This is a genomic window from Xanthomonas sp. SS, assembly GCF_014236835.1.
Taxonomy (GTDB): domain Bacteria; phylum Pseudomonadota; class Gammaproteobacteria; order Xanthomonadales; family Xanthomonadaceae; genus Xanthomonas_A.
Window position 1 is genome coordinate 3,296,912 of sequence record NZ_CP051190.1, and the last position, 23,190, is coordinate 3,320,101.

At 70.0% G+C, this 23,190-nt stretch carries 18 protein-coding genes; 4 read left to right on the forward strand and 14 right to left on the reverse strand.

Features of this window, described 5'->3' with window-relative positions; genetic code table 11:
* Window positions 1-42: 42 nt before the first annotated feature.
* From HEP74_RS13655 to pmbA, 3 genes are all read right to left on the reverse strand, one after another.
* Window positions 43-420, reverse strand: a complete 378-nt coding sequence (locus tag HEP74_RS13655) for a DUF4870 domain-containing protein (RefSeq protein ID WP_185813339.1) — start codon at window positions 418-420, stop codon at window positions 43-45.
* A gap of 116 nt (window positions 421-536) precedes the next feature.
* Window positions 537-941, reverse strand: coding sequence for a magnetosome magnetite crystal formation protein family (locus HEP74_RS13660; RefSeq protein WP_255423860.1), 405 nt, complete (start codon window positions 939-941; stop codon window positions 537-539).
* 66 nt (window positions 942-1,007) lie between these two features.
* A complete protein-coding gene (gene pmbA / locus HEP74_RS13665) occupies window positions 1,008-2,372 on the reverse strand; it encodes a metalloprotease PmbA (RefSeq protein ID WP_185813340.1) in 1,365 nt (454 codons plus the stop codon).
* A gap of 65 nt (window positions 2,373-2,437) precedes the next feature.
* On the opposite strand from pmbA, the gene yjgA reads away from it, so the two are divergent.
* Window positions 2,438-3,034, forward strand: a complete 597-nt coding sequence (gene yjgA, locus HEP74_RS13670) for a ribosome biogenesis factor YjgA (protein WP_185813341.1) — start codon at window positions 2,438-2,440, stop codon at window positions 3,032-3,034.
* 147 nt (window positions 3,035-3,181) lie between these two features.
* Here the strand turns inward: yjgA and tldD are convergent, their stop codons facing one another.
* The 4 genes from tldD to HEP74_RS13690 form a co-directional block, all read right to left on the reverse strand.
* The gene (gene tldD / locus HEP74_RS13675) at window positions 3,182-4,624 is read right to left on the reverse strand and encodes a metalloprotease TldD (protein ID WP_185813342.1); all 1,443 of its coding nucleotides are present in this window, start codon (window positions 4,622-4,624) and stop codon (window positions 3,182-3,184) included.
* Between the two features lie 64 nt (window positions 4,625-4,688).
* On the reverse strand, window positions 4,689-8,588 hold the full coding sequence (locus tag HEP74_RS13680; RefSeq protein ID WP_185813343.1) for a YhdP family protein: 3,900 nt from the start codon (window positions 8,586-8,588) through the stop codon (window positions 4,689-4,691).
* 124 nt (window positions 8,589-8,712) lie between these two features.
* Window positions 8,713-10,203, reverse strand: coding sequence for a ribonuclease G (gene rng / locus HEP74_RS13685; protein WP_185813344.1), 1,491 nt, complete (start codon window positions 10,201-10,203; stop codon window positions 8,713-8,715).
* The gene (locus HEP74_RS13690) at window positions 10,203-10,769 is read right to left on the reverse strand and encodes a Maf family nucleotide pyrophosphatase (protein WP_185813345.1); all 567 of its coding nucleotides are present in this window, start codon (window positions 10,767-10,769) and stop codon (window positions 10,203-10,205) included. Before HEP74_RS13690 ends, rng begins: the two co-directional genes overlap by 1 nt.
* 132 nt (window positions 10,770-10,901) lie before the next feature.
* Between HEP74_RS13690 and HEP74_RS13695 the strand changes: the two genes are divergently transcribed.
* The 3 genes from HEP74_RS13695 (at window position 10,902) to HEP74_RS13705 (ending at window position 15,489) form a co-directional block, all read left to right on the forward strand.
* Complete coding sequence (locus HEP74_RS13695) at window positions 10,902-11,639, forward strand: SIMPL domain-containing protein (protein WP_185813346.1); 738 nt, start codon at window positions 10,902-10,904, stop codon at window positions 11,637-11,639.
* Between the two features lie 235 nt (window positions 11,640-11,874).
* Window positions 11,875-12,546 (forward strand): energy transducer TonB, encoded by a 672-nt coding sequence (locus tag HEP74_RS13700; RefSeq protein ID WP_185813347.1) that lies wholly within the window; start codon window positions 11,875-11,877, stop codon window positions 12,544-12,546.
* A 225-nt stretch (window positions 12,547-12,771) separates the two neighbouring features.
* Window positions 12,772-15,489 carry a TonB-dependent receptor gene (locus tag HEP74_RS13705; RefSeq protein WP_255427977.1) on the forward strand — a complete coding sequence of 906 codons (2,718 nt, stop codon included), beginning with the start codon at window positions 12,772-12,774 and terminating at the stop codon, window positions 15,487-15,489.
* Window positions 15,490-15,650: 161 nt separating this feature from the next.
* On the opposite strand, the gene rlmH is transcribed toward HEP74_RS13705, so the two are convergent.
* The 7 genes from rlmH to leuS all read right to left on the reverse strand — a co-directional run bounded on the left by rlmH (window position 15,651) and on the right by leuS (window position 23,089).
* Window positions 15,651-16,121, reverse strand: coding sequence for a 23S rRNA (pseudouridine(1915)-N(3))-methyltransferase RlmH (rlmH, locus tag HEP74_RS13710; RefSeq protein ID WP_185813349.1), 471 nt, complete (start codon window positions 16,119-16,121; stop codon window positions 15,651-15,653).
* Window positions 16,122-16,131: 10 nt separating this feature from the next.
* Window positions 16,132-17,301, reverse strand: a complete 1,170-nt coding sequence (locus HEP74_RS13715) for a J domain-containing protein (RefSeq protein ID WP_185813350.1) — start codon at window positions 17,299-17,301, stop codon at window positions 16,132-16,134.
* Window positions 17,294-17,713 carry a ribosome silencing factor gene (gene rsfS, locus HEP74_RS13720; RefSeq protein WP_185813351.1) on the reverse strand — a complete coding sequence of 140 codons (420 nt, stop codon included), beginning with the start codon at window positions 17,711-17,713 and terminating at the stop codon, window positions 17,294-17,296. The genes HEP74_RS13715 and rsfS overlap by 8 nt, the downstream gene beginning before the upstream one ends.
* A 55-nt stretch (window positions 17,714-17,768) precedes the next feature.
* Complete coding sequence (gene nadD / locus HEP74_RS13725) at window positions 17,769-18,548, reverse strand: nicotinate-nucleotide adenylyltransferase (RefSeq protein ID WP_255427746.1); 780 nt, start codon at window positions 18,546-18,548, stop codon at window positions 17,769-17,771.
* Between the two features lie 23 nt (window positions 18,549-18,571).
* On the reverse strand, window positions 18,572-19,606 hold the full coding sequence (gene holA, locus HEP74_RS13730; protein WP_185813353.1) for a DNA polymerase III subunit delta: 1,035 nt from the start codon (window positions 19,604-19,606) through the stop codon (window positions 18,572-18,574).
* Between the two features lie 86 nt (window positions 19,607-19,692).
* Entirely contained in the window at window positions 19,693-20,295 is a 603-nt protein-coding gene (locus HEP74_RS13735; RefSeq protein ID WP_185813354.1) for an LPS-assembly lipoprotein LptE, read from the reverse strand.
* Window positions 20,296-20,446: 151 nt separating this feature from the next.
* A complete protein-coding gene (gene leuS / locus HEP74_RS13740) occupies window positions 20,447-23,089 on the reverse strand; it encodes a leucine--tRNA ligase (protein WP_185813355.1) in 2,643 nt (880 codons plus the stop codon).
* Between the last annotated feature and the right edge of the window lie 101 nt (window positions 23,090-23,190).

The window sequence follows — 23,190 nt, forward strand, 5'->3', positions numbered from 1 at the left end:
CCCGGCGAATGCCGGGCCTTCTTCGCAAACCGGATCGCGCGCTTACTTGATCAGGCGCAGCGCGAACGGGTAGCGGTAGGCCACGCCTTCGTTGGCCTTGATCCCGGCCAGGATGCAGAACACCAGGTTCACCACCCACACCACCGGCATCAGCAGTCCGCCGATCACGATGACGCTGAGCACCACGCAGATCACATAGGCGATGGCGACGGTGATCTGGAAATTCAGCGCTTCCTTGGCCTGATCGTTGAGGAACGACTTGGCCGGGTTGTCCTTGTTGATCAGCCAGATGATCAACGGGACGATGAAGCCGGCGATGATGCCCGACAGATGGGTGATCAAGGCGACCGTGCGGTCTTCCTGCGGGCCGGCAGCAGCCGGCGGCGGCGGCGGTGCGGTCACGTTGTCGAATTCGCTCATCGGTATTCCTTTCCTTATGGGTGGTGAGTGGGCAATGCGCTTCGCGCGCCACTCTCGGTGGCCCGCGCGAGCCTGTCAAGTCATGCGAACGCCGCGCCGCTGCGACGGGCGCCTGCTCAGGCGTCGCCCCGGGGCAGCAGCGGATGGCGGTAGCGTTGGCCAAACGCGGCCGCGACCGCAGCGGCCAGGCCGAACGCCATGCCTACCAGCAGGACCACGATCAGCAGCGGCAGCACGATCAACGCAGCGCCAAAGATCAGCAGCGCTGGCGTCAGCAGCAGCACGCACAGCAGCGACAGGCAGGCGCCAAGGGCCACCGCCTGCGCGCAATGCGCGGCAGCGAAGCGAAGGCGCCGCCTGGTCGCCAGCCACAGGCAGGCTGGCGGCAGCCACAGCAACGGCAGCGTATACATTAGATAGAAGAGATGGACGTTCGCCGCGGCGAACGCGCACAGCCACATCGACAGATGCGCGGTCACCGCCAGCGCGCGCTGCAGCGCCGACGCGGCCGGATCCAGCACCCCGGCGCCGACGCGCGCGGCGGTCGCGTTCGCCCACGCCGCCGTCCGGACCGGGCAGCGGCTGCCTCAGTCGCTTCCGGCCACCGTCATCTTGCCGACCAGCACCGCACCGATGTGCACGTGCGAGCGCACGTCGATGTCGCGGCCGACCGCCTCGATGCGCTGGAACATCTCGCGCAGGTTGCCGGCAATGGTGACCTCGTCCACCGGATAGGCGATGGCGCCGTTCTCGATCCAGAAGCCGCCGGCGCCGCGCGAATAGTCGCCGGTGACCGGGTTGACGCCGCTGCCCATCAGTTCGGTGACCAGCAGGCCGCGCGGGATGCCGGCGGCGATCGACGCCAGGTCGTCCGCGTTGGCCGCGACCTGCAGGTTGTGCACGCCGCCGGCGTTGGCGGTGGTCTGCAGGCCGAGCTTGCGCGCCGAGTAGCTGCCCAGCACGTAGCGCTGCAGCACCCCGCCGGCAATCAGCGGCGCGGCACGGGTGGCCACGCCCTCGCCGTCGAAGGTCGACGAGCGCAGGCCGCGGCGCAGGTGCGGCAGTTCGTCGATCGCGAACCAGTCCGGGAACAGGCGGGTGCCGACGCTGTCGAGCAGGAAGCTGGCGCGGCGGTACAGCGCGCCGCCGGACACCGCGCCGAGCAGGTGCCCGACCAGCGAACGCGCCATCTCCGGGGCGAACAGCACCGGCAACTCGCCGGTCGGCAGCGAGCGCGGCTGCAGCCGGGCCACGGTGCGCTCGGCGGCGCGGCGGCCGATCGCCGCCGGCTGTTCGAGATCCTCGCGCGCCAGCGCGCTGCTGTACCAGCCGTCGCGCTGCATGCCGTCGCCGTGGCCGGCGATCAGCGCGCAGCCGATCGAGTGGTGGGTGCTGCGCTCGCGGCCGACGAAGCCGTGCGAGTTCGCGTACACCGACAGGCTCTCGCTGCTGCCGGCCGAGGCGCCGTCGGAATTGGCCACGCGCGGGTCGGCGTCGCGGCCGGCGGCCTCGCAGGCCAGGGCCAGTTCGATCGCCTGCTCCGGCTCCAGCGCCCACGGATGCCAGCGGTCCAGCTCGGGCATGTCGCGCGCCATCAGCGCCGCGTCGGCCAGCCCGGCGGCGACGTCGTCCTCGGTGTAGCGGGCGATCGCGCAGGCCTGGGCGACGGTCGCCTCGAGGCTGGATTCGTGCAGGTCGGCGGTGCTGGCGCTGCCCTTGCGCTGGCCGAAGTAGACGGTGACGCCGATGCCGCGGTCGCGGGTGGCCTCGACCGTTTCCACCGCGCCCAGGCGCACGTTGACGTCCAGCCCGCGGTCTTCGCTGCAGCTGACCTCGGCCTGGCTGGCGCCCAGCTCGCGCGCCCGCGCCAACAGTCGCTCGGCGATGTCGGACAGGCGCTCCAGGCGTTCCAGGCTGTCGTCGCGGCGCAGTTCGGAAGTGATCGCGTTCAATGCTTTATCCTGTAGAGGTAACGGCTCCGCGCAACGCGGAGCGAAAAATTCGAATTGGAAAGACCATGCGCGGACGCGACGAAGACACCGGTGAATTCCGCGGCGACAGCCGCAGCCAGCAGCGCCGCGCGGCGCTGGAAGTGCTGACCCTGGGCGAGAAGCTGGTGGCGCTGACCCCGGCGCAGCTGGCCAAGCTGCCGGTGCCCGAGTCGCTGATCCCGCATATCGAGGAAAGCAAGCGCATCACCTCGCACATCGCGCACAAGCGGCAGCTGGCGTTCCTGGCCAAGCAGATGCGCCGCGAGGACGACGCCACCCTGGACGCGATCCGCGAGGCGATGGACGCCAACAGCGACGGCGCGCGCCGCGAAGTGGCGGCGATCCACCGGGTCGAGGACTGGCGCACGCGCCTGCTCGCCGACGGCGACAGCGCGCTGTCCGAACTGCTCGGCGACTACCCCGAGGCCGACCGCCAGCGCTTGCGCCAGCTGATCCGCAACGCCAAGGAAGAGCGGCTGAAGAACAAGCCGCCGCACGCCTACCGGGAATTGTTCCGCGAGTTGCGCGAACTGGTGCTGGGGGCGGACTCGGGACTCGGGACTGGGGACTCGGGACTGGAAGAAGCGGACGACGACGAGTTCGAGGACGACGCGCGCGACTGAGCCACGGCGGCGGCGGCACCGCACGGTCGCGTACCCACGACCGCCTCGGCACGCTGAGCGGCGACGCCGACCAATTGCACCGGCATCGCCATGGCCGTCCCGCGCGGCGCTACCGATTCCCGTTTCCCGGTTCCCCATTCCCGGCACTCAAGCCGTCCCGCCCACGGTCAGCCCGTCGATCAGCAGCGACGGCTGGCCGACGCCGACCGGCACGCTCTGCCCGTCCTTGCCGCACACGCCCACGCCTTCGTCCAGCGCCAGGTCGTGGCCGATCATGCGCACCTTCTGCATGGTCTCCGGGCCGTTGCCGATCAGGGTGGCGCCCTTCACCGGCGCGGTGACCTTGCCGTCCTCGATCAGATAGGCCTCGGTCGCCGAGAACACGTACTTGCCGCTGGTGATGTCGACCTGGCCGCCGCCGAAATTGACCGCGTATAGGCCCTTCTTCACCGAGCGGATCATTTCTTCCGGATCGTGCTGGCCGGCCAGCATGTAGGTGTTGGTCATGCGCGGCATCGGCAGGTGCGCGAACGATTCGCGGCGGCCGTTGCCGGTCGGCGCCACGCCCATCAGCCGCGCGTTCAACGAATCCTGCATGTAGCCCACCAGCACGCCGTCTTCGATCAGCGTGGTGCAATTGGTCGGTGTGCCTTCGTCGTCCACGTTCAGCGAGCCGCGGCGGCCGTCGAGGGTGCCGTCGTCGACGATGGTCACGCCCGGCGAGGCCACGCGCTGGCCGATGCGCCCGGCATAGACGCTGGTGCCCTTGCGCGCGAAGTCGCCTTCCAGGCCATGCCCGACCGCCTCGTGCAGCAGCACGCCGGGCCAGCCGGGACCCAGCACCACCGGCATCACCCCGGCCGGGGCCGGCACCGCCTCCAGGTTGACCAGCGCCTGGCGCAGCGCTTCCTTGGCGAAGGCCTCGGGGCGGCCGTCGGCGAACAGCACTTCGTAGCCGTAGCGGCCGCCGCCGCCGGCATGGCCGGATTCGCGGCGCCCGTTCTGCTCGACGATCACCTGCACGTTGAGTCGCACCAGCGGGCGCACGTCGGCGGCGAGCACGCCGTCGCTGCGCGCCACCAGCACCGTGTCCACGCCGCCGGACAGGCCGACCATCACCTGCTGCACGCGCGGGTCGGCGGCGCGCAGGAACTGGTCCAGGCGCCGCAGCATCTCGACCTTGAGGTCGTTGCCCATGCCGTCCACCGGGTCCAGCGCCGGATACAGCGCGCGCCCGTTGCCGCGCAGCAGCGATTGCGCCGGCTGCGCGCCGCCGTCGCGGGAAATCGCGCGCGCCGATTGCGCCGCGGCCAGCAGTGCGTCGCGGTGGATGTCGTCGGAATAGGCGAAACCGGTCTTTTCGCCGGAAATCGCGCGCACCCCCACGCCCTGCTCGATGGAATGGGCGCCGTCCTTGACGATGCCGTCCTCCACGCTCCAGCTCTCGCGCCGCGAATGCTGGAAATACAGGTCGCCGAAGTCGATGCCGGGGCCGAGCAGCGTGCCGAAGGCACGCTCCAGGCTGGTGGCATCGAGGCCGGCGGGAAGCAACAGGCGGGTTTCGGCGAGGGCGAGGGCGTTTTCGGTCATGGGACTCAACATGGGGGACGGGGGCGCTCAGCGCAAGCGCCGGCGGCGCGGCGCAGGCGCCGATTCAGGGACTTCTGGACGACGCGGGCGGCGCCGGCGGACGCGCCGATTCGCGCTCGACCACCTCCACCTTGGGATCCTTCCACGGGCCGGTGACACGGTAGGTGCGTGCGCCGATCGCGCCCAGCGGCTTGCCCAGCACCGCGTTGGCGGCCGCGCCGACCGCCGCGCCGACCGGGCCGCCGGCGACCGCGCCGACCACGGTCAGCAGATTGCCGGATTTGGGATTGACGTCGATGGTCTGGTCGAACTGCTGCGCGCGCAGGTCGGCCTGCCCGCGCACCTTGATCTCAGCGGCCGGGCCGTCGATCAGCATCGATTCGCTGCGCGCCACGCCGTCGCCGAACTGGACCTGGCCGTCGATGCGGTTGAAGGCGAAGCCCTTGGAGAAGAAATCGCGGAAATCGAACATCAGCCGGCGCGGCAGCTGCGCCACGCTGAGCAGGCCGAGCACGCGCCCGGCGCCGGGGTTCAGTTCCAGCAGCTGACCATTGCGCGCGGCCACGTCGAGCTGGCCCTGCAGCGTGGCCAGCTGGAACCCGGCCGGATCGCCGGGCCAGGCGGCGCGCAGGCTGAGCGTGCCTTCGCCACCGCGCAACTGGCCGCCGAAGTCCAGGTTCTGCATCAGTTCGCCCAGGTCCTGGCTGTCCACGCTAGCGCTGAGCTGGGTGCGCGCGGTGGCGCCCTTGCCGCGCCAGTCGCCGCTGATGTCGATCTTCTGCTTGTCCGAGCGCAGGTGCAGTTGGTCCACCTGCATGCCGTCGCCCAGCTTGCGGGTGCGCAACGAGGCGGCGCCGAGGTTCATCGCGCCGAAACGCAGGTCGTCCACGTCCAGCGCCAGCGCCGGGATCGAGGCCGGGTCGATCGCCTCGGTCAGCGGCCGCACCGCCGCAGCGGCAGACGCAGCCGCGGGTGTTGCATCGGACGCCGCGTTGGCCGGCGCCGCGGCCGCGGACGCAGGCGCGCTCGCCGCCGGCGCGGCGCGCCAGTGCACCCGCGCCAGGCGGCCGCCGAGTACCCCGCCCTCCTTGCTCGGCACGCTGAGTTCGCCGGCCAACGCCGGCCCGTCCAGATGCACCGCCACCGTGTCGGCCTGCGGCTGCAGCCGCAGCCGGGTGTTGTCGAATACGCCGCCGAGCAGCAGCAAGTGGTCGGCCAACACGTCGATCTGGCGCAGCGGCATCGGGTCTTCGGCGCCCGGCGTGGTCGACTTGTTCGGATCCGGGCGACTGACCAGGCCGATCCAGTCGATCGCGTTCAACGAGGCGGTGCGGCCGCTCACGGTCAGGCCGCTGCTGGGCGGATCCTCGGCCACGTGGTCGCTGCCCATCACCACCTTGACCCCGGTCTTGCCGTTCTGGCTGCGCGCGACCAGCGCCATCAGCTTGCCGAAGGCCACCTCGATGCGCCCAGTGCCGACCGGCAGCGGCACGTTGACCGAGGTCGCCAGCGGCGCGGCCACGCCCTTGTCCATCGGCGCCGGAAACAGCAACTGCGTCCCGACCAGATCCGAATGCAGCTGCAGGCGGGTCGGCGGCTGTACCCCGCCATCGGCGGTCTTGGGCATGCCGACGCCGATGTTCCAGCGCGAGCGACCCTGCACGAACGGCTTGAGCCAGGCCATTTCCGGCGCCCGGTCGAGCAGTTCGTCGGCGTCCACCGAGGCGCTCAGCGCCGCCTCGAAGGCCTGCTGCGGATCGCTCACGCCATCGCCAGCGCGCAGCGCCAGTTCGCCGGCATGGCCGGCGTACTGCACCGCCAGCTTGGGCGCCTCGAAGCCGGTGTCGCGATAGTCGGCACTGCCGCGCATGTCGTCGAAGGCCACATCCCAGCGGCGGTCGGCGATGTGCGCGCCGAGCAGTTCCACCTTGCCGCGCAGATGATGCACGCCCACGTCGCGGCGCAACGGCTGCAGCAGGTCGAAACTGACCTCGGCCGGGCCGGAGGCGCTGAGCGCGTCGAGGGTGTCGCCATAGCGCTTGCGCAGCGGACTCTGGCGCAGCATCGCCAGCAACTGCCCGGTCTCGGCGCGGCTGCTGGCCAGCACGCTGAGCTGGCCCTCCTTGTAGTCCGGCAAGGTCGCCGACAGCCGTTCCACCGGCACCCCGCCCATCTCGCCGCGGCCCTGGACCTGGAAACCGTTGCCGATGAACACGACATCGGCGTCCACCTTCTCCACCGCCGGCCATTCGCGCTGGAAACGGACCTTGCCGTCGTCCAGCCGCGCGCTGGCCTCGAAGCGGCCGTTGTGGTCGACGAACGGCCACTGGTCCAGATCGCCGGACACCAGCGCGCGGCCGCCGCGCAGGCGCCCGCCCTGCAGCGCGGCGTCCAGCCAGTCGGTGGCCGCCTTGCTCATCTTCGAATGCACCCAGAATTTCTTCGCCGCCACCACCGGCGCGTCCTGCAGCTCGGCGGCCAGATCGATCCATGGCCTTGAGCCGTCGGCCTGGAAGCGCAGCCCGCCGCGGAAGTCGGCGCCGTAATCGGTGCCCTGCACGCGCAGCGCAGGCGTCGCCACGCGCAGGTCCTCGCCATCGCGGAACACCACGATGCGCCCGGCCAGTTGCACGTCGTGGGGCACGCCGAACCCGCTGGGCCAGTCGAAACGCACCGGGCTGGCGGCGTCCAGCACCAGCTCGCCGCCCTGCGCATCGCCATCGAAGCGGCCGCGCAGGCCGCTGACGCCGGGCGACTGCCCGACCGGCGCGAACGCCAGCTCGCTCAGACGGCCCTGGCCGTACAGCGGCCCGCCGGCGGTGCCGGTCAGCGCCACCTGGGTCAGCTGCAGCCGCGGCCGCGCCGCGTGCAACCAGGCGCGCAGGTTCGGAGACAGGCCGTCGCTGAGCGCGGCCACCGCCAGCAGCGGCGCCAGGTCCAGGCGCTCGCCGAGCAACGCGAAGCGGCGCCCGCCGGCCACGGTCAGTCCGTCCAGGCGCTGCGTCGGCTGGCCCGCCTGGCCGATCTGCAACTGCGGCGCATCCAGCCGCCAGCCGCCGTCGATCTGCCGCCAGCGCGCGGTGGCGCGCAGCGTGGTGAACGCGGTCTGCGGCCGCGCGCCGCCGGCGGCCGGCGCCGCGCCGCTCAGGCGCAGGTCGCGCAGCGTGGCCTCGACGCTGACCCCGACGATCCGATGCTGCCGCAACTGCGCCCAGCCCTGCACCTGGCCGGCGCCGCCATCGACACGGATGCCGCCGGCCTGCAGCAGCCCCGACCAGCCGGCCAGCTCGGCGGGGCGCGCGGCCACATAGGCCTGGCCGTTGCCGCGCCGGCGGTCCATGTCCAGCACCGCGGTCAGCGGCGCCTGCCGGGGATCGATCCAGCCCTGCGCACCGACGCGCAGGCGGTCGCCGTCCACGCGCAGGCGCAGATCGATCTTCGGCAACGTCGCCTCCACGCCCAGTTCCGGCGCATGCACCGCCAGCCGGCCATCGATGACCTGCAGCTCGCCCAGGCCCTGCAGCGCATCCAGCGGATCGCCGCCCTGCTGGGTGGTCGGCAGGCCCTGCACCGACCAGCTGCCGTCGGCGCCGCGCAGCAGGGTCAGCGCCAGCCCGCGCAGGCGCAGCTCGGTGAACGAGCGGCCCGGCAACAGGCCGGCGTACATCGACACCAGCACCTCGGCCTGGCCGACGCGCACGCCGTCGCCGGCGCCCACGCGCAAGCCGTCCAGGCGCAGCAGCGGACCGCGCCGGGTCCACGCGGTCTCGACCCGGTCGAACTGGATCGGGCGCCCGGCGCGCTCGCTGAGCCAGGCCTGGATCCGCTGCGGATGCCGCTCCACGAACGGCAAGGCCTGGCTCAACGCCCCCACCACCAACGCCACGCACACCAGCCCGATCGCCACCGCGTAGAACGCGAAACGGCGAGCCAGGCGCAGGCGGCGGCGCAGGGGGGTAGGCATCAGAGGCGGGGATTGGGCATTCGGGATTGGGGATTCGCAAATGCCGAAGCGACGCGTGCGGACAGCAACCGGTTGCGATCACGCCGCTCAACCAATCCCCAATCCCGAATCCCGAATCCCGGCTTCACAACAACACCACGTCGAACTGCTCCTGCAGGTATTGCTCGTCGGCCTGGAAGCGGATGGTCTTGCCGAGGAACTCTTCCAGCTCGGCCACCGCCGAGGATTCCTCGTCAGTGATCCGCGCTACCACCTTGCTCGAGGCGATCACCAGCAGCCGCGCCGCGTCGAACTGGCGCACCGCGCGGGTGATCTCGCGGAAGATCTCGTAGGTCACGGTCTCGGCGGTCTTGATCGAACCGCGTCCGCTGCATTCCGGGCACGGCTCGGACAGCTGCCGCTCCAGGCTCTCGACGGTGCGCTTGCGGGTCATTTCCACCAGGCCCAGCGGCGAGAATTCGTACACCGTGGTCTTGGCGTGGTCGCGCGACAAGGCCTTCTCCAGCGTGCGCAGCACCTGGCGGCGATGCTCGGCATCGTCCATGTCGATGAAGTCGATGATGATGATGCCGCCCAGGTTGCGCAGCCGCAGCTGCCGCGCCACCGCCTGCGCCGCCTCCAGGTTGGTGCGGAACACCGTTTCCTCGAGGTTGCGCTGGCCCAGGAACGAGCCGGTGTTGACGTCGATGGTGGTCATCGCCTCGGTCTGGTCGATGACCAGGTAGCCGCCGGACTTCAGCGGCACCTGCTTGTCCAGCGCGCGCGCGATCTCGTCCTCCACGCCGTACAGGTCGAAGATCGGGCGGTCGCCGGTGTACAGCTCCAGGCGCTCGGCCAGGATCGGCATGTACTTGGCGACGAACGCCTGCAGCCGTTCGAAGGTCTCGTGCGAATCGACCTTGACCTTCTCCACGTCCTTGCGGATCAGGTCGCGCACCGCGCGCAGCGGCAGGCTCAGGTCTTCGTAGATGATGCTGGCCGGGGCGCCGTCGCGGCCGCGCCGCTCGACCACGGCCCATACCCGCGACAGGTAGGCGATGTCCTCGGCCAGCGCTTCGGCCGGCTGGCCCTCGGCGTTGGTGCGGATGATGTAGCCGAAGCCGCCGTGGCTGGCGGCCAGGTCGGCGACCAGGGTCTTCAGGCGCAGCCGCTCGGCTTCGTCCTCGATCCGCGCCGACACCCCGATCACCCGCGACTGCGGCAGCAGCACCAGGTAGCGCGAGGGAATGCTGATCTGCGTGGTCAGCCGCGCGCCCTTGCTGCCGATCGGGTCCTTGACCACCTGCACCACGATGTCCTGGCCGTCGCGCAGCAGCTCCACGATCGGCACCCCCGACGCCACCGGCAACGGCGGCGCCTCGTCGGTGTCGCCGTTGGCCACCGGCGCCGGCCGCACCACGTCGTTGGCGTGCAGGAACGCCGCGCGCTCCAGCCCGACCTCGACGAACGCCGCCTGCATGCCCGGCATGACCCGCTGCACCCGGCCCTTGTAGATGTTGCCCACCACCCCGCGGCGCCAGCCGCGCTCGATGTGCAGTTCCTGCAGCATGCCGTTCTCGATGACGGCCACCCGGGTCTCGCGCGGTGTGACGTTGACCAGGATCTCTTGCGACATCAAAGCACTCCGAAGGCGCGCAGCAGTTGGGAAGTTTGGTGCAGGGGCAGGCCCATCACCCCGGAATAACTGCCGTCCAGGCGGCTGACGAAGCGCTCGGCGCCGCCCTGGATCGCGTAGGCGCCGGCGCGCCCCATCGGTTCGCCGCTGGCCACGTAGTCGGCGATGTCCTGCGCCGACAAGGCCGCGAAGCTGACCTGGGTCGGCACCAGCAGCACCTCCTCACGCGCCGCGGCGACCAGCGCCACCGCGGTGATCGCCTGATGAGTGCGCGCGGACAGCGCGGACAGCATCGCCGCCGCGTCGGCGGCGTCGGCCGGCTTGCCGAACACACGATCGTCCAGCACCACCTCGGTGTCGGCGCCGAGCACCACCGCATCGGCCGCACCGGCCAGCTGCGCCATGCCGGCGCGGGCCTTGTCCAATGCCACGCGGCGCACATAGGCTTGCGCAGATTCGTCGGCCGCGCGCACTTCCGGCACCTCCAGATCAAGGATCCGGAACGGCACGCCCAGGCGCGTCAGCAGTTCGTTTCTGCGGGGGGAACGGGAAGCGAGATACAGCATGGCTGAAGGATAACCCGGCGGGCCTGACTGAACGATCGCTAATTCCGCAGGCGCACACTCGACCCCGCTCCGAATCACGACGCGTTCATCGTCGCGGCAACACCCTCGCCTCACTTTCAAGGAGAACCTCCAATGCGTGCACCCTCGATCCGTCCGCTGCTGCTGGCCCTGACCCTCGCCCTAGGAGGCACGATGACCGCCCATGCCCAAACCGCCGCACCGGGCTACGCCGTGCCCGCCGACGGCACCCTGCTCAACATCGCCGCCCAGGCCGAGGCCAAGCACGCGCCGGACGTGGCTACGCTGTCGGCCGGCGTGGTCAGCCAGGCCAGCGACAGTGCCGCGGCGATGCGCCAGAACGCCGAGCAGATGACCAAGGTGCTGGCCGCGGTGCGCGCCGCCGGCATCGCCGACAAGGACGTGCAGACCAGCGGCATCAATCTCAGCCCGCAGTACAAGTACGTCGAGAACCAGGCCCCGCAGATCCTCGGCTACCAGGCCAGCAACTCGGTCAACCTGAAAGTGCGCGACATCGCCAAGCTCGGCAAGGTGCTGGACGCGCTGGCCGCGCAGGGCGCCAACCAGATCAACGGCCCCACCTTCGAGATCGACGATCCGGAACCGCTGTACGACCAGGCCCGGGTCGATGCGCTGAAGAAGGCGCAGGCCCGTGCGCAGACCTACGCCAAGTCGCTGGGTCTGCGCGTGCGCCGCATCGTCAGCATCTCCGAAGGCAGCGGCGGCGGCGTACGGCCGATGCCGATGATGCGCACGATGGCGATGAAGGCGGAGATGGACAGCACCCCGGTGGCGACCGGCGAGAGCAGCGTGTCGGTCAACCTGGACGTGGTGTTCGAACTGGGCAAGTAAGCCCCGCTCGCACCAGCTTGCCGACGACGGCGCCTGCGGGCGCCGTCGTCGTTTCCGCGCCATGCGATCGCGTGGCGCGGCGCTGCCGTGCGGTCCGCTGCCGGCGCTTGCCATGGCAGCTGCAACAGGCGCAATGTCGGAGACGCGGGCGGGTGCCGCATCGACCCCGTCCGCCGCGCTGGCGCGTTTGGTCGTACCGCAAGTCCACAAGACGCACTCATCATGGAGGTGGATCATGGTTCGCACGCAACTCCCCGCTCCCTCGTTCGGTATCGACCTGTCGCGGATCCTGGCGCTCAGCGCCGCGATCGGGCTGCACCTGTTGGCAATGCTGCTGTTGCTGATCCCGCTCTCGCACGTGGCGCCGCCGCAGGAGCCGGCCAAGGCGCAACCCGTCTGGCAACAACCGATCGTGGTCCCGGTCACGCCAACGCCGCCGCAAGCCACGGTGCTGCCCGAGAAACGACCCATGACCCAGCCGCGGGTGCCGACCGCCGTACCGGTCCCGACCCCGGTGCAGGCGCCGCTGGCCGACACCAGCCCGATGCCGATGCAGGCCGAGGCCGCCGATCCGGCGCCCACCGCGGCCGAGCCAAGCGTGCCGTCGGATCAGGTCAGCGCACCGGTCGCCGGCATGCAGCTGCAATACCTGCGTGCGCCGGCCCCGCCCTACCCGCGCGATGCGCTGCGCGACGGCCTGCAGGGCAGCGTGTTGCTGCGCGTGCTGGTCGGCGTCGACGGGCAGCCGCTGGAGGTCAGCATCGCCAAGAGCAGCGGCCACCGGATCCTCGACCAGGCCGCGCGTGAGCAGGTGCTGAAGCGCTGGAAGTTTCATGCTGCATTGCAGCAAGGAGTGCCGGTTCAGGCGTATGGCTTGGTGCCGGTGGATTTTTCGCTAGGCCGTTGATGGGCGGGGAACGGTCCCGGCGCAGCGGCTATCCGCCGGGGCCGTTCAATCGAAAAATTCACTATTTATTCACGATAAATGCACCTAGATGGCACGCAGCCGGACACCATAAGTCGGCGCCAATTGCTCCATTAGAAATTAAAACTTGCGTTTCCAGTTAGGAGAGAAACTGTGAACACCCAGAATCAACGGCGTGCGACCCGCCGCCTTGCGCTATGCGCGTGCATTGCCAGCGCCCTGGCCACCACCGCGGCAGCACCGGCGGCATTCGCGCAGGAAGCGGCGACCAACCTCGACCGCATCACCGTCACCGGCTCCAACATCCCCCGTACCAATACCGAAACCCCGTCCCCGGTCCAGGTGGTCACCCGCCAGGAAATCGACCGTACCGGCAAGAGCACGGTGGCCGAATACCTGCAGACGCTGACCTCCGATGGCGCCGGCTCGATTCCCAAGAGCTTCGGCAACGGCTTCGCCGGCGGCGGCGCCGGCATCTCGCTGCGCGGCCTCGGTGCCGGCTCCACCCTGGTGCTGTTGAACGGCCGGCGCATGGCCACCTACGGCCTGGCCGACGACGGCCAGAAGGTGTTCACCGACCTGAGCACCATCCCGCTGGACGCGGTCGAGCGGATCGACATCCTGAAGGATGGCGCCTCGGCGATCTATGGCTCCGACGCCATCGCCGGCGTGGTCAACATCATCCTGCGCAGCGACTTCGAAGGCGCGATCCTGCGCGGCTCCTACGGCATGTCCGGCGACAGCGACGGCGACACCCGCAAGGCGACCCTGACCGCCGGTACCGGCAACTTCGCCAACGACGGCTGGAACGCGTTCTTCAGCCTGGACGTGGGCAAGTCCGACGCGATCAAGATCAGCGACCGCAAGGACCGCAAGTGGATCGGCACCGGCGATATCCGCCGCTACGGCTACGACGCCGCCGACGTGCAGTTCCTCGGCGGCGCCTACCTCAGCGGCGGCACCGCTGGCGGCGTGGGTCCGAACGGCTCGGTGTTCAACAACGCCGCCACGCCGCAGTTGGTGGCTCTGCCCGGTTGCGCCGGCTTGACCACGATTCCCGGCCAGTCCGATGCCACGGCCCAGGCCCAGGGCTGCCTGTGGGATCCGGCCCAGCTGTACCGCGACCTGAGTCCGGAAGAGAAGTACGTCAACGTGTTCGGCCGCGCCAGCTTCGCCTTCGGCGAAGGCGGCGAGATCTACACCGAGATCGGCTACTCGAAGAAGGAGACCGTGTTCTCCAATACCCCGTCCAGCGTGTCCGGCGGCTGGGGCTATCCCGGCGGCCCGGTCAACGCCAACAGCGGCGCTGGCGCCACCACGCTCTATGCCGGCCATCCCGACAATCCGCTGCCCTACGCCGCGCGCGTGCGCTACAGCGCCTGGGATGTGGGTCCGCGCGTGACCGACAACACCAACGAGTTCAACCGCTTCCTGGTCGGGGTCAAGGGCAACTGGGGCGAGTGGAGCTACGACACCGCCTACCTGCATTCGGGCACCGACCTGGTCAACAAACGTACCGGCTTCCTACGCTACAGCGCGGTGCAGTGCGTGCTGGGCAACCCGGCCTGCGCGGCCGGCACCTGGCGCATCGGCGACAACGCCGGGCTGAACTCGCAAGCGTTGTACGACTACATCTCGCCGACCATCAGCGCGACCGCCAAGTCCAGCCTGGACATGTTCGACTTCAAGGTCTCGCGCAGCCTGGCCGACCTGCAGGGCGGTCCACTGGGCCTGGCGCTGGGTACCGAATGGCGCAAGACCAGCAACAGCCTGACCCCGCAGACCTTCACCGACGTCGGCGACATCATCGGCCTGGGCTACTCGGCCTACGACGGCACCCAGAACGTCTATGCCGCCTACGCCGAGCTGTCGGCGCCGGTGCTGGAGCAGTTGGAACTGTCGGCGGCGGTGCGTTACGACAAGTACGAGAGCGGCGACGGCAAGGCTACGCCGAAGCTGGGCGTGAAGTGGACCCCGGCCGAGTGGATCGCCCTGCGCGCCAGCTATGCCGAAGGCTTCCGTGCGCCGAACCCGGCCGAGAACGGCGATGGCGGCCTGGCCGCGTTCTCCAACGCACGCGATCCGGTGCGGTGCGCCATCGATCCGGCCAACGAGTGCACCGCGCGTTCGGTGGCGATCATCACCCGTCCCAACTCGGCGCTGGTGCCGGAAGAGTCGAAGAGCTACTCGGTAGGCTTCGTGCTGCAGCCCACCGCCAGCACCTCGCTGACCGTTGATGCGTGGCAAATCAAGCGCACCAACGAGATCGCCCAGGGCAGCACGGCCGACGCGATTGCCGCCGGCAATGTGCTGCGCGACAGCAACGACATCGGCGGCGTGGCCGGCAGCGGCACCATCCTGGCGGTGAACACCGAATACGTGAACGCCAACTCCTCGCGCGTGCGCGGCATCGATACGGATATCCGCCAGACCTTCGAGATCGGTCCGGGCCAGCTGGAGCTGGACGCGCAGTGGAGCCACCTGCTCAAGTTCGAGCGCACCGAAGGCGACACCACGGTCGACTACGTCGGCACCCACGGCAACTGCGACGTGACCAACTGCATCGGCACCCCGCAAGACCGTGTCAACTTCGGCACTACCTGGAAGCAGGGCAGCTGGAGCGTCAGCGGCGTGGTCAACTACATCGACAGCATCGAGAACAAGGACCGCCGCGGCGGCGACTACCTGGCGTTCTACGCGGACGGCAGCCCGGTCGAGAAGATCGCCTCGTTCACCACCTTCGACCTGTCCGGCCGCTGGAACGTCACCGACGCGTTCGAACTCAACGCCTCGGTGCAGAACGTGTTCGACCGGATCGCGCCACTGGATCCGTCGACCTACGGCGGCGTCAACTACAACCCGCTGCACTTCAGCGGCGCGGTCGGCCGCTACTTCACGGTGGGCGCCAAGTACACGTTCAACTGATCGAACGCGTCGCGCTACACGAAAAAGCCCGGGCGCGAGCCCGGGCTTTTTTGTTTGCCGATGCTGCAGAGATGCTGCAGAGGACGCATTGCGATGTCGCCGTGGGCGACGCGCGGCTGGCGCGTCGTGCACGCACCAGGCGTATCAGGCGAACCCGACGATCACGCGCGATGGTAGGGGTGGTTGGCCAGCATCGCCGCGGCGCGGTACAGCTGTTCGGCCACCACCAACCGCACCAGCATGTGCGGCAGGGTCAGCGGACCCAGCGACCAGGATTCGCTGGCCACCGCCAGCACTTCGGGCGAATGGCCTTCGGGACCGCCGATCAGCAGCGCCAGGTCGCGGCCCTGGCCGCGCCAGTGTTCCATGCGCTGCGCCAGCTGTTCGGAACTGTACGGCTTGCCGGGCACATCCAGCGCCACCACCAGCGCGTTCTTCGGCAGCGCGGCGAGCACGCGGCGGCCTTCGTCCTCGATCGCGCGATGCGCGTCGCGGCCCTTGCCGCGCAACCCGGGTTCGATCTCTACCAGCTCCAGCGGCAGCCAGTGCGACAGGCGTTTGCGGTATTCGGCGAAGCCCTGCGTGACCCAGGCGGGCGCGCGTTCGCCGGTGGCGATGAGTCGCGCCTTCACAGCGCGCGCCTCACCAGCGCTCCGGCACGAACGCCACGTCGAACATCCCGTCGTCGATCTGCTGCTCGATCAAGCGCGCACGGTATAGCTTGATCCACTGTTTGAGCGTATCCGGCCGACTTGCCGCGGCACGGTCTTCGGCGCATTGCTGGATCTCGTCCTGCAGCTGGCGCTTGAACTGCGCCAGCAACGCGTCCAGGCGCTGCGGCTGCGGACGACGCTCTTCGTACAGGCCATAGCGCCCCATGAAGTCATCGACCACCTGCGCCAGCTCCAGCTCGACCTGCTTCAGTTGCGTGGCGAACATGCTGTTGTAGTCGCGAATCCGTTCCTCGGCCATCGCCGCGATTGCGGCCTGATCCAGTTGACCGATCTCCAGTTGCAGTTCCAGCAGGGTCAGCAGGTCGTCGTCGCGATAGGCCTGGTTGAGCCGCTGCATCAACGTGGTCTTGCGTTCGCGCTGCTGCGGATCGGGCTCGCGGTCCGGATGCAGGGCCGCGACCAGGTTGCGGTACAGCGCGCGGCGCGCCTGTTGCGGATCGGCGACGCTGTCCGCTGGCTTGCCGGCACCGGCGCGGCGACGCTTCGCGCGCTGCTGCGCGCGCCCGTCCGCGTGCGCCTGTTGCGCCTGCAGGCGCTCCTGCACCTGCGCGTACAGCGCCTCGGGCGACTGGACATGCCGCAACTCTTCCTCGGTCAGGCCGAACTCCTCGCCGATCACCGACTTCAGCAGCGCCTCGGACTCGGCCAGTCCCTGGTCGAAACCGACCGGACTGTGGCGGTCGTAGATGCGCTTGAGTTCGTCGCCGCCACCGTCCTGGATCAGCAGCGCGGCCAGTTCGCAGATCGCCTCGGACAGATCGGCGCGATCGCGCTTGCTCAGCTTGTAGGCGGCATGCGCCGCATCCAGTTCCCGCAGCAGCTGCGCCTGCGCCGCATCGCGCGCCTGCAGCAACGGCTCGACCTGTTCGTGGAAACGCTGTTCCCAACGCGGCAACGCCTCGTGCCAGGCGCGCAATTGCACGCGCGTGCGCTCGAGACGTTCGATCAGTGCGCCGAAGCGCTTGCGCGCGGGGGTCGCGCGCGACTGCGCGACCTCGCCGACCGCGACGCGCACCCGCACCCGCACCGGCGACGCATCGCCGCCGGCGCCGCGCGCGTCGTCGTGCCGCTTAGGCATCGCGTGCCGGTGCGTCGCCGTCGTCATCGCTCGGCGGCTGGTCGCCGACCGTCCACAGCCGCTCCAGCGCATAGAACTCGCGCACCCGCGGCAGCATCACGTGCACCACCACGTCGCCGAGATCGACCAGCACCCACTCGGCCTCGCGCTCGCCTTCCACGCCCAGCGGCATCACGTCCAGCTTCTTGGCGTGCTTGATCACTTCGTCGGCGATCGACTTGACGTGGCGGGTGGAGGTGCCGGAGACGACGATCATGTAATCGGTGACGCTGGACTTGCCGCGCACGTCGATTTCCACCGCGTCCTTGGCCTTGAGCTCGTCGAGCGCGTTGCGGACATGGGCGAGCAGTACCGGCAACGACGGCGGCGGGTTGGGCAGTTGGGTCTTGATGACGTGGGCTTGACTGGACAAAGGTGCGAACTCGATGGAATGGGCGAATTATAGGGAACTGTGCGAAGACGCGTATTCAGCTAGTCGGCGCGGGAGCGGCAGGGTCCACCGCATACAGCCCGGCGGCACGGATGTAGTCGGCGACCGCGGGCGGCACCAGCGCCGCCCAGTCGCCGCCGGCGGCGATGCGCGCGCGCACCTGGCTGGCCGATTCGCTGCGCAGCGGCTGCCGCAGGCACCACAGCAGGCCGCCCGGCGCGCCGGCCAGCGCCTGCGGCGACGCCGCCCAGCGCCCGGCCACCGCCTGCGCCAGTTCGGCCGGCAAGGCGCGTTCCCAGCCGCTGCCGGCACGGTCGGCGACGACCAGATGCGCCGCGTCGAGCAGGCCGCGCCAGTCGCGCCAGCTATTGAACCCGACGAAGCTGTCGGCGCCGATCAGCAGCGCCAGCGGCGCGGCGGCGCCGAGTTCGGCGCGCAGTTCGCGCACCGTGTCGATGCTGTACGAGGCCACGCCCGGCTGCGCCAGCGCGCGCTGCAGCTCGTGCCGGTCGAGCAGCAGCCCGGCTTCGCCGTCGATCGCCAGCGCCAGCATCTCGCAGCGCTGCCGGGCATCGGCGCCCGGCGCCTGGCGATGCGGCGGATCGGCCGCCGGCATCAGCCGCACCGGTACCCCGAACGCATCGCGCGCCGCCCGCGCGATCGCCAGGTGGCCGTTGTGGATGGGGTCGAAGGTGCCGCCGTAGATCAGGTGGAGGAAAGGCCGGGATTCGGGATTGGGGATTGGGGATTCGTCAACGGCGGGAAGTTCTGCGCTCGCATCCGGCATCACCGGATCGCCGCTGTTGCCAATCCCCAATCCCGAATCTCCAATCCCGGCCTTCATACCACCAACAACCGCACCGCCCGCGCCTCGGCGATGGCCAGCAGGAGGCGCTCCAGTGCGATCCAGGCGTCGCCGTCGGCGCGGCCCTTGGCGATACGGTCGATGCGCCCGGCTTCGGCGGCGAAGCGTTCCCAGCGGCGCGGTTCGGCATGCCGCTGCAGGGCGCGCTTGAACGGGGCCTGGCGCGACTCCCAGATGCCATGCCCCTTCATCTCCGCGGCCAGGTTGCCGCCGGCCGCCTGGACCTTGGCCAGCGCCGCGGTGCGCAGCAGTTCCTTGATCAGGATCGGCAGCAAGGCCGCCACCGCTTCGCCCTCGGCGCGCAGGCCGGCGAGCATGCGTCCGACCGCCGGCGCCTGCCCGGCCAGGGTGGCCTCGGCCAGGCGGAACACGTCGTAACGCGCGGCATCGGCGACCAGCGACTCCATCGCCGCCACGTCCAGGCTCTGCCCGTCGGCCAGCAACGCCAGCTTGTCGATCTCCTGCGCGGCGGCCAGCAGATTGCCTTCGACCCGCTCGGCCAGGCGCTGCACCGCGCCGGCGTCGGCACGCAGGCCCTTGCTGCGCAGGCGGCGCTCGATCCAGTCGCCCAGTTCGTGCGGCTTGATCGCCCAGGCCACCGCGATCACCCCGAGCCGGCCGACCGCGTCGGCCCACTTGCCCTGGTGCGCCTTGCTCCATTCGTTGCAGGTGATCAGCAGCACCACGTCCGGCGGCGGATCGGCGCAGAACGCGCTGATCACCTCGCCGCCTTCCTTGCCGGGCTTGCCGCTGGGCAGGCGCAGTTCGATCAGCCGGCGCGGGCTGAACAGGCTCGGCGCGTTGAAGCTGGAATACAGCTGGCTCCAGTCGAAATCGCGGCCGTCGGCGTCGAACACCTCGCGCTCGCCGATGCCTTCGGCGCGCGCACGTGCACGCACCGCATCGGCGGCTTCGAGCACGCGCAGGGTTTCCGGGCCGGCGATCAGATAGACCGGATGCAGCGGCTGTGCGGCCGGCTGGGTGACGAGCTGTTCGGGACGCAATTCCATGGCGGCAACCTAGGGCCTGTCGCTGCGCGCCGCCAGCGGATCGCCGGTTACGGGCGAGCGACAGGCGGCGGACGGTGGCCGGCCGATCAAGGCTGCGGCGAGGTCGCCGGCGGCGTGCCGGGGTCCGGCGTGCCTTCGACCGGCGTGCCGGTGGCGGCCGGCGGCGCTTCGTTGACGTTCTTGCCGCTGCGCACTTCGGCGCGTACCACGCTGTCGATCCGGCGCAGCATCGAGGCCGACATCTCGCGGCGCAGTTCGTCGGCGAGGATCTCGCGCTCGGTGGTGGTGCCGGTGGCGTCGGTCGGCGGCGACACGTAGTCGCGCGACAGCTCGATCACCTGCTGCGGCACCAGCACGCTGCCGTCGGCGCGGCGGAACACGAAGATCGCCGCGTAGCGCAGGCTGTATTCCTGGGCGCGGCCTTCGGCGTCGAGCGCGATCGGCAGGTCGCCCCAGCGCTCGGACAGCACTTCCAGGCGCGCCACGCCGGTGTTGACCTCTTTCGGCGCGATCTCCGCACCGGCGGCGCGCAGGCCGCGTTCGAGCAGCTTCACCAGCTCGCTGTAGGGCGCCGAGGAGACCACCTTTACCGAGGGCGTGCCGGCCGGCAGGGTCAGCTTGTCGCGCAGATGGAAGCCGCAGGCGGTCAGGGTCGTCGCGAGGACGAGGGCGAGCAGGAGTCGGGTCATGGACACAGTCTGGAGGAGCCGGCTGGGCGCGGCAACAGGCGGCTAGCCTGCCCGATGCCGCGTGAACGAAGGTTGAGACGTACCGAAGCGCGCGCCGACGCTGCCGCCGCACCCGGCGCCGCGACACCGCGTGCGCCCGCGGTGGCGCGGTTCACGCCGCCACCAGGTTCACGATCTTGCCCGGCACGATGATGATCTTGCGGATGCTCAGGCCTTCCAGGAACTTGGCGGTGTTCGGCTCGGCCTGGGCCAGCGCCTCGATCTGCTCGCGCGGGGCGTCGGCCGCGACCTCGATGGTGCCGCGCAGCTTGCCGTTGACCTGCACCGCCAGGGTCAGCGCGTCGCGCACCAGCGCGGCCGGGTCCGGCTGCGGGAACGGCAGGTCTTCCAGCAGCGTCGGCGCATGCCCCAGCGCCTGCCACAGCGCATGGCTGGCGTGCGGGGTGATCGGGTTGAGCAGCAGCACCGCCGCTTCCAGCGCTTCCTGGCGCACCGCGCGGCCCTGGTCGCCGGCATCGTCGAACTTGGCCAGCGCGTTGGTCAGCTCCATCACCGCGGCGATCGCGGTGTTGAAGCTGTGGCGCCGGCCGTAGTCGTCGGCGACCTTGCCGATGGTCTCGTGGGTCTTGCGCCGCAGCGCCTTGTGCTCGGCGCCCAGCGCGGCCGCATCCAGCGCCGGGGCGGCGCCGTCGGCGACATGCTTATGCACCTGCGCCCACAGCCGGCGCAGGAACCGTGCCATGCCGTCCACGCCGGCCTCGTTCCACTCCAGCGACTGCTCCGGCGGCGCGGCGAACATCGAGAACAGGCGCACCGTGTCGGCGCCGTACTTGCCGACCATCGCCTGCGGGTCCACGCCGTTGTTCTTGGACTTGGACATCTTCTCGGTGCCGCCGATCTGCACCGGCGCGCCGTCGGCGATCAGGCTGGCGCCGACGATGCGGCCGCGCTCGTCGCGCTGCACGTCCACGTCGGCCGGGTTGATCCAGTCCTTGGAGCCGTCGCCGTTGTCGCGGTAGTAGGTCTCGGCGATCACCATGCCCTGGGTCAGCAGGTTGGTCGCCGGCTCGTCGCTGTCCACCAGGCGCGCGTCGCGCAGCAGCTTGTGGAAGAAGCGGAAGTACATCAGGTGCAGGATCGCGTGCTCGATGCCGCCGATGTACTGGTCCACCGGCAGCCAGTAGTTGCCGCGCTTGTCGACCATGTCCTTGGCGCCGGGCGAGGTGTAGCGCGCGTAGTACCAGCTCGACTCCATGAAGGTGTCGAAGGTGTCGGTCTCGCGCTCGGCCGCCGCGCCGCACTGCGGGCAGGTGGTCTTGCGCCATTCCGGATCGGTCTTCAGCGGCGACCCGGTGCCGCTCAGCGCCACGTTCTCCGGCAGCAGCACCGGCAACTGGTCTTCCGGCACCGGCACCGCGCCGCAGCTGGCGCAGTAGATCACCGGGATCGGGCAGCCCCAGTAGCGCTGGCGACTGACGCCCCAGTCGCGCAGGCGGTAGTTGATGCGGCGCTGGCCCTGGCCCTTGCGCTCGAAGCGCTCGGCCAGCGCCTCGAACGCGCCGTGGTAGTCCAGGCCGTCGAACTCGGCCGAGTTGACCAGTTCGAACTCGCGGGTCTTGTCGGTGTACCAGTCGCGCCAGACGCTCGACTCCCAGGTGCGCTCCTCGTCGTTCTTCGGCGCCGTCAGCGCGATCACCTGGCGGATCGGCAGCGCGTACTTGTTGGCGAACTCGAAATCGCGCTGGTCGTGGCCGGGCACCGCCATCACCGCGCCGGTGCCGTAGCCCATCAGCACGAAATTGGCGACCCACACCGGGACCTGCTCGCCGCTGATCGGATGCACCGCCACCAGGCCGGTGTCCATGCCGCGCTTTTCCTGGGTTTCCAGTTCCGCCTCGGACACGCCGCCCTGCTTCAGCTCGGCCAGCAAGGCGGCCAGCTGCGGGTTGGACTTGGCCGCATGCAGCGCCAGCGGATGTTCGCTGGCGATGGAGACGAAGGTCAGCCCCATCAGCGTGTCCGGGCGCGTGGTGAACACGCGCAGCGGATCCAGCGCCGCGCCGTCGGCGTCGCGCACCTCAAACTGGATTTCCAGGCCTTCGGAACGGCCGATCCAGTTGCGCTGCATGGTCTTGACCGATTCCGGCCAGCCCGGCAGCTGGTCCAGGCCGTCGAGCAGTTCCTGCGCGTAGTCGGTGATGCGCAGGAACCACTGCGGGATCTCGCGCTTCTCCACCAGCGCACCGGAGCGCCAGCCGCGGCCGTCGATGACCTGCTCGTTGGCCAGCACGGTCTGGTCGACCGGATCCCAGTTCACCACCGCATTGCGGCGGTAGGCCAGGCCCTTGCGCATCAGCCGGGTGAACATGCGCTGCTCGTGCACGTAGTACTCGGGCCGGCAGGTGGCGAATTCGCGCGACCAGTCGATCGCGTAGCCCAGCGACTTGAGCTGGCTGCGCATGTGCTCGATGTTGGCGTAGGTCCACTTCGCCGGCGCGGTCTTGTTCTTGATCGCGGCGTTCTCGGCCGGCAGGCCGAACGCGTCCCAGCCCATCGGCTGCAGCACGTTCTTGCCGTTCATGCGCTGGTAGCGGCTGATCACGTCGCCGATCGTGTAGTTGCGCACGTGGCCCATGTGCAGCGCACCGGACGGGTACGGCAGCATCGACAGGCAGTAGAACTTGGGCTTGTCGGAGGTCTCGTTGACCTCGAAGGCGCGGGTGGCGTCCCAGAACTGCTGGGCGGACGATTCGACCTGCTGCGGGTCGTAGGCGGTGGGCTCGACGGCGGACATGGAAACGGGCAAGGGCCAGGCGGCAACAAAGCAGGCAAGGGTACCGCAGCGCAGCAAGCGGCTCCAATCCTGGCGACGAGCGGTGCCGGCGCCGCTCGCCC